Consider the following 6,203-nt stretch of genomic DNA (forward strand, 5'->3'; position numbering starts at 1 on the left):
TGTGGCGCCGGACGTGCCGGCAGGTTCTTACTTCGAGACGACGCTGGCCGATTCGATCACGATCGGTTGCGCGGGCACGTCCTGCATCGGGCCGCGCGAGGTCGTCGCGACGCCTTCGATCTTCTTCACGACGTCGAGACCCGACACGACCTTGCCGAACACCGCATAGCCGTTGCCGTCCGGGTTCGGGTAGTCGAGGCCGCTGTTGTCGACCGTGTTGATGAAGAACTGCGCGGTGGCCGAGTTCGGATCGCTCGTGCGTGCCATCGCGATCGTGCCCGTCAGGTTCTTCAGACCATTGCGGCTCTCCAGCGGGATCGGCGCGCGGGTCGGCTTCTCCTCGAAGTTGGTCTTGTAGCCGCCGCCCTGGATCATGAAGCCCTTGATCACGCGATGGAAGATCGTGCCGTTGTACTGGCCGGCCTTCACGTAATCGAGGAAGTTGGCGACGGACTTCGGCGCCTTCTCCGGGTAGAGCTCGACGCGGATGTCGCCCTGCGAGGTCTTCAGCTGCACGACGGGGTGCGCGGTAGCCGATTGCGCGAACGCAGGTGCGGTCGCGGTCGCGAGAAGGGCGGCGCCGCCAAGCGCCAGCAACAGACGTTTCATTGCGATCCTCAGGTTGGGAGGGAAAGAAGGCCGCGCCGCTTATTGCGACGGCGCGACGTACGGCGCCGCCAGTGCGCCCGACGGACCGCTGAACTGGAACGTCGGCGACATCGGCAGCGTGGTGGTGCTTACGTTCGCGGCTGCGCGGTCGGTGTAGTCGCGCGTGGCCGGTGCGGCCGCGCGGGCGTTCGGCGCGGCCTTCGGCGGCGACACGATCTTCTGGAGATCGGCGAGGCGCTGCGCGGTCGCGCCGCTCGTGCGGCCGAGCGATTGCGCGCGCTTGTACGACTCGGCCGCGAGGCGCAGGTACAGGTCGCCGAGATTCTCGTACGCGAGCGAGTAGCTCGGGTTCGATTGCGTCGCCGTGACGAGCGCGGTGCGCGCTTCGTCGTAACGGCCATGCTTCGCGTAAAGCGCCGCAAGGTTGTTGTACGGCTCGGGCAGTTCGGGGTACGCCTGCGTGATCGCGACGAACTGCTGGATCGCGTCGTCGTCGCGGTTCAGACGGGCCAGCACGGTGCCGCGCTTGAACTGCGCCTGCACGTCGTGCGGGTTCGACGCGATGCGCGCGTCGAGCTGCGCGAGCGCCTGCTTCCACTGCTTGCCGGCGATCGATGCGTCGACTTCGGGCGTGCCGTCGGCGGTGGCCGGGGCCTTCTGCGCATGCGCCGCGGGGGCCGCGAAAAGCGTCAGCGCGACGCCCATGACGGTGGTCGCAACGAGGGTCGCAGCGCTCTGCGCGCGGCCGCGATGAGGTTTCATAGGCGTAAATCGGAATGTTATACTCCGAGCCATTCTAACAAAACGTCTGCGCGTTCCGGCGAGCGGCAGACAGTCTTTCTTAGCCTCTCGTGGCCGTCACCGCTGTGCTTGCAGCCTGACCGCCCCATGTGATATCGAGGACGCTCGGCCTTGCGCCGCAGCAGATGGTCCGTCCGTTTCGCATGCTGGGCGAGCTTCGCCAGGGCGGTTTCCTTCGGCTCACGGTTCATCTCTATGGAATCACTGCGCATCTACAACACGCTCGCGCGTGACAAGCAAGTTTTCGTGCCGCGCCAGTCCGGCGAAGTGCGGATGTACGTATGCGGAATCACCGTATACGACTATTGTCACGTGGGCCACGCGCGCATGCTGGTCGTGTTCGACCTCGTCCAGCGCTGGTTGCGTGCGATCGGTTACCGGGTCACGTATGTGCGCAACATCACCGACATCGACGACAAGATCATCCGCCGCGCGGTCGAGAACGGCGAGACGATCAAGTCGCTGACCGACCGGTTCATCGGCGCGATGCACGACGATGAAAGCGCGCTCGGTATCCAGCGGCCCGACATCGAGCCGCGCGCGACGCAGTTCATTCCGCAGATGCTCGGCATGATCGAGACGCTCGAGACGAACGGCTACGCCTATCAGGCGACCGACGGCGACGTCAATTACTCGGTGCGCAAGTTCGCGAACTACGGGAAGCTGTCGGGCAAGTCGCTCGACGATCTCCGCGCTGGCGAGCGCGTCGCCGCGAACGACGCGAAGGAAGATCCGCTCGATTTCGTGCTGTGGAAGCGCGCGAAGCCGGAAGATCCGGAAGGCACGTCGTGGGCGTCGAAGTACGGGATGGGTCGCCCGGGCTGGCACATCGAGTGCTCGGCGATGGGCTGCACGCTGCTCGGCGAGCATTTCGACATCCACGGTGGCGGGCAGGATCTGCAATTCCCGCACCACGAGAACGAGATCGCGCAGAGCGAAGGCGCGACCGGTCAGACGTTCGTCAATTACTGGATGCACAACGGCTTCGTGCAGGTCGACAACGAGAAGATGTCGAAATCGCTCGGCAACTTCTTCACGATCCGCGAAGTGCTCGAGCGCTACGATGCGGAAGTCATGCGCTTCTTCATCGTGCGCACGCACTACCGTTCGCCGCTCAATTACAGCGACGTGCATCTCGACGATGCGCGCGCGTCGCTCACGCGCCTCTACACCGCGCTGAAGGATGTCGAAGCCGACACGCTCGCGCTCGACTGGAACGAGCCGCACGCGCAGCGTTTCGCGGCTGCGATGAACGACGACTTCAACACGCCGGTCGCCGTGGCCACGTTGTTCGAACTGGCGGGCGAGGTGAATCGCACGCGCGACGCGTCGCTCGCGCGGCAACTGAAACAGCTGGCGGGCCTGCTCGGCCTGCTGGGTCGCGAACCGCGCGCGTTCCTGCAGCAGGCGTCCGGCGCCGCGCAGGCGAACGGGCTCGCCGCCGACGAGATCGAAGCGAAGATCGCCGCGCGTGTCGCGGCGAAGCAAGCGAAGGACTATGCCGAAGCGGACCGGATCCGGGCGGAACTGCTCGAGACCGGTATCGCACTTGAAGACAAACCGGGCGGATCGACCGAATGGCGTCGCGTATGAGCGCGGTGCGTTCCACTGACCGATCCGTCAGGTAGGAGGCAAGATGGCAACGGCCAGAAAAGCGCCGGTCAGGCGCGCGACCCCGGTCGCCGCGCGTCCGGCAGCCAAGCGCGTGCCGCCGGCGAAGACGGACGCGACGCGCGCCGTGCCGAACGGCGCGCTCAACGGTCATGCGCAGCCGGCGGCTGCGCTGCCGGCCGCCGACGCGGCCCGCAAGGCCCGTGCGTCCGAAGCGGGCGGCGAGGAGGTGGTCGTGCGTCCTGCATACTGGGATAAGGCATGCGCCGACCTCGTCAAGCGCGACCGGATCCTGAAGAAACTGATTCCGAAGTTCGGTCCCGCGCATCTCGTGAAGCGCGGCGACCCGTTCGTCACGCTCGCGCGCTCGGTCGTCGGCCAGCAGATCTCGGTGCCGTCCGCGCAGTCGCTGTGGGCACGCATCGGGGATGCCTGTCCGAAACTCGCCCCGCAGCCGGTGATCCGGCTCGGCGCGGACAAGCTGATCGCGTGCGGGCTGTCGAAGCGCAAGACGGAATACATCCTCGATCTCGCGCAGCATTTCGTGTCGGGCGCGCTGCACGTCGACAAATGGACGTCGATGGACGACGAGGACGTGATCGCGGAACTCACGCAGATCCGCGGCATCAGCCGCTGGACGGCGGAGATGTTCCTGATCTTCAACCTGTCGCGGCCGGACGTCCTGCCGCTCGACGACCCGGGCCTGATCCGCGCGATCAGCGTCAATTACTTCAGCGGGGAACCCGTCACGCGCAGCGAGGCGCGCGAGGTTGCGGCCAACTGGGAACCGTGGCGCACCGTCGCGACCTGGTACATGTGGCGCAGCCTCGATGCGCCCGACGCCACCTGAGCTGTGGCTATCGGGTTTTAAACATCAATAGTTGAGAGTCGGTTTTGAGTGCCGCCCGCGCGGGTAGAATACGCGCTGCCGCAAGACCCAAGGATTCAAACACATGAAGACCACGTTTCTGGATTTCGAACAGCCGATCGCCGAACTCGAGGCCAAGATCGAAGAGTTGCGATTCGTGCAGGACGACTCGGCTGTCGATATTTCGGAAGAAATCGAGCGGCTGTCGAAGAAAAGCCAGCAACTGACGAAAGACCTCTACGCGAATCTGTCGCCGTGGCAGGTTTCGCAGATCGCGCGGCATCCGCAGCGTCCGTACACGCTCGATTACGTTGCGGAACTGTTTACCGATTTTCACGAGTTGCACGGCGACCGTGCATTCGCGGACGATGTATCGATCGTCGGCGGTCTCGCGCGCTTCGGCGGCCATCCGTGCATGGTGATCGGTCACCAGAAGGGCCGTGACACCAAGGAGCGCGCCGCGCGCAACTTCGGGATGCCGCGTCCGGAAGGCTATCGCAAGGCCGAACGCCTGATGCGTCTCGCCGAGAAGTTCGGTCTGCCGATCTTCACGTTCGTCGACACGCCGGGCGCGTACCCGGGCATCGGCGCGGAAGAGCGCGGCCAGTCGGAGGCGATCGGCCGTAACCTGTACGTGATGGCCGAGCTGAAGACGCCGATCATCACGACGGTGATCGGCGAGGGCGGTTCGGGTGGCGCGCTCGCGATCGCGGTGGCCGACACGGTGATGATGCTGCAATTCTCGACCTACTCGGTGATCTCGCCGGAAGGTTGCGCGTCGATCCTGTGGAAGAGTGCCGCGAAGGCGCCCGAAGCCGCGGAAGCGCTGGGCCTGACCGCGCACCGCCTGAAGGCGCTCGGCCTGATCGACAAGATCATCAACGAGCCGCTCGGCGGCGCGCATCGCGATCCGAAGGGCATGGCCGCGCTGCTGCGCCGCGCGCTCGCCGATTCGCTGCGCCAGTTCCAGGGCATGAGCATCGATGCGCTGCGCGAGCGCCGCTTCGAGCGCCTGATGGCCTACGGCAAGTACAAGGAAACCACGCCGGGCGCATGACCGGCTGCGTCTTCCATTCGTGCGCCGCTGCGCGCGCGCTCCTCTCGTGATTCCGCCAACCGAATTCTCCGCCGACCGCGTCGTTCTCGACGCGGTCGGCGTTGCGCTTTCCGGCATGCCGCCCGATGCGCGCATCGCGATCGCCTACAGCGGCGGCCTCGACTCGACGGTGCTGCTCGACGCGGCCGTGCGCGTCGCGGGCGCGTCGCGCTGCGTCGCGTTGCACGTGCATCACGGGCTGAGTGCGAACGCCGACGCGTGGGTTGCGCATGCCGAGGCGAGCGCGGCCGGGCTCGGTGTCGCGTTCGAGTCGATGCGCGTCGACGTGCCGCGCGACAGCGGCCTCGGTGTCGAAGCGACGGCGCGGGAGCGGCGCTATGCGGCGCTCGACGAGATGTGCGAACGCCACGGCGCGGCTGCGCTGTGGCTCGCGCAGCATGCGGACGACCAGGCCGAGACCGTGTTGCTGCAGTTGTTGCGCGGCGCGGGGATCGCGGGGCTTGCCGCGATGGCGCCGCGTTACCGCCCTGACGGCGTGAGTGTCGAGCGCGTGCGCCCGCTGCTGCGACTGTTGCGTGCGCAACTCGAGCGCTATGCGACGCAGCACGACCTGGCATGGATCGACGACGAATCGAACAACGACACGCGCTACGCGCGCAATGCGCTGCGCATCGACGTGTTGCCGGCGCTGGCCGTGCATTTCCCGGGCTTTCGCGACGCGCTGGGCCGCGCGGCCCAGCATGCGGCCGCCGCGCAGCGACTGCTCGACGACCTGGCGGAACTCGACTTCGCCGTTGCCGCGCGCGATGACGGGCATGCGCTGTCGCGCGACGCGCTGGTCGCGTTCGACGACACGCGTGGCGCGAACCTGCTGCGCTTCTGGATGCGCCGGCTCGGTTTGCCGGGCGCGTCGGCTGCCCGGCTCGCCAACATGATGCGGCAGTTGCGTGCCACGAATGTCGCCCATGCGTTGCGCGTCGATCACGCGGGGCAGTGCCTGCGGCTGTATCGCGATGTCGTCTACTGGGAAGCGGGCGACAGCAGCGAACCGGCCGATGACGGCACGGGGAAGCCGCACCCGGAAGCGGCGCTGGCATGGGACGGGCAGGAAGTCTGGCACCTGCCGGGATGGCGCGGCGGGATCGCGTTCGACGCTGGATGGCCACGCGTTTGCGCGGCAGTTCTGCCTGTTGCTGTTGCCGATCGCGCTGTTCTACAACGTGTGTCACTACTTCACGCTGTTCATCGACCAGGGGC

General features: G+C 66.6%; 6 protein-coding genes. 4 read left to right on the forward strand and 2 right to left on the reverse strand.

The window, feature by feature from the left end; genetic code table 11:
* Window positions 1-27: 27 nt before the first annotated feature.
* Together G3N61_RS27545 and G3N61_RS27550 are read right to left on the reverse strand one after the other, a co-directional pair.
* Window positions 28-609, reverse strand: a complete 582-nt coding sequence (locus G3N61_RS27545) for a peptidylprolyl isomerase (protein WP_021162660.1) — start codon at window positions 607-609, stop codon at window positions 28-30.
* 39 nt (window positions 610-648) lie between these two features.
* Entirely contained in the window at window positions 649-1,371 is a 723-nt protein-coding gene (locus G3N61_RS27550) for a tetratricopeptide repeat protein (protein WP_043189133.1), read from the reverse strand.
* Between the two features lie 234 nt (window positions 1,372-1,605).
* Here G3N61_RS27550 and cysS point away from each other — a divergent pair, with 234 nt between their 5' ends.
* The 4 genes from cysS to tilS form a co-directional block, all read left to right on the forward strand.
* Window positions 1,606-3,003: a cysteine--tRNA ligase gene (cysS, locus tag G3N61_RS27555; RefSeq protein WP_089450868.1), complete on the forward strand. Its 1,398-nt coding sequence runs from the start codon at window positions 1,606-1,608 to the stop codon at window positions 3,001-3,003.
* A gap of 43 nt (window positions 3,004-3,046) precedes the next feature.
* Window positions 3,047-3,871 carry a DNA-3-methyladenine glycosylase gene (locus G3N61_RS27560; protein ID WP_043189138.1) on the forward strand — a complete coding sequence of 275 codons (825 nt, stop codon included), beginning with the start codon at window positions 3,047-3,049 and terminating at the stop codon, window positions 3,869-3,871.
* A gap of 103 nt (window positions 3,872-3,974) precedes the next feature.
* Entirely contained in the window at window positions 3,975-4,946 is a 972-nt protein-coding gene (locus G3N61_RS27565; protein ID WP_043189140.1) for an acetyl-CoA carboxylase carboxyltransferase subunit alpha, read from the forward strand.
* 46 nt (window positions 4,947-4,992) lie between these two features.
* Window positions 4,993-6,203, forward strand: a 1,211-nt coding sequence (tilS, locus tag G3N61_RS27570; RefSeq protein ID WP_346778592.1) for a tRNA lysidine(34) synthetase TilS, incomplete at its 3' end; no start/stop codon positions are given.

The sequence above is a fragment of the Burkholderia sp. Ac-20349 genome (genome assembly GCF_017104865.1).
GTDB classification, from domain to species: domain Bacteria; phylum Pseudomonadota; class Gammaproteobacteria; order Burkholderiales; family Burkholderiaceae; genus Burkholderia; species Burkholderia aenigmatica.

What these genes read in the sequence shown, in the direction of transcription:
- G3N61_RS27560 (WP_043189138.1), top strand. Translation starts at nt 3,047, where the DNA reads ATGGCAACGGCCAGAAAAGCGCCGGTCAGGCGCGCGACCCCGGTCGCC.
- cysS (WP_089450868.1), top strand. Translation starts at nt 1,606, where the DNA reads ATGGAATCACTGCGCATCTACAACACGCTCGCGCGTGACAAGCAAGTT.
- G3N61_RS27565 (WP_043189140.1), top strand. Translation starts at nt 3,975, where the DNA reads ATGAAGACCACGTTTCTGGATTTCGAACAGCCGATCGCCGAACTCGAG.
- G3N61_RS27550 (WP_043189133.1), bottom strand. Translation starts at nt 1,371, where the DNA reads ATGAAACCTCATCGCGGCCGCGCGCAGAGCGCTGCGACCCTCGTTGCG.
- G3N61_RS27545 (WP_021162660.1), bottom strand. Translation starts at nt 609, where the DNA reads ATGAAACGTCTGTTGCTGGCGCTTGGCGGCGCCGCCCTTCTCGCGACC.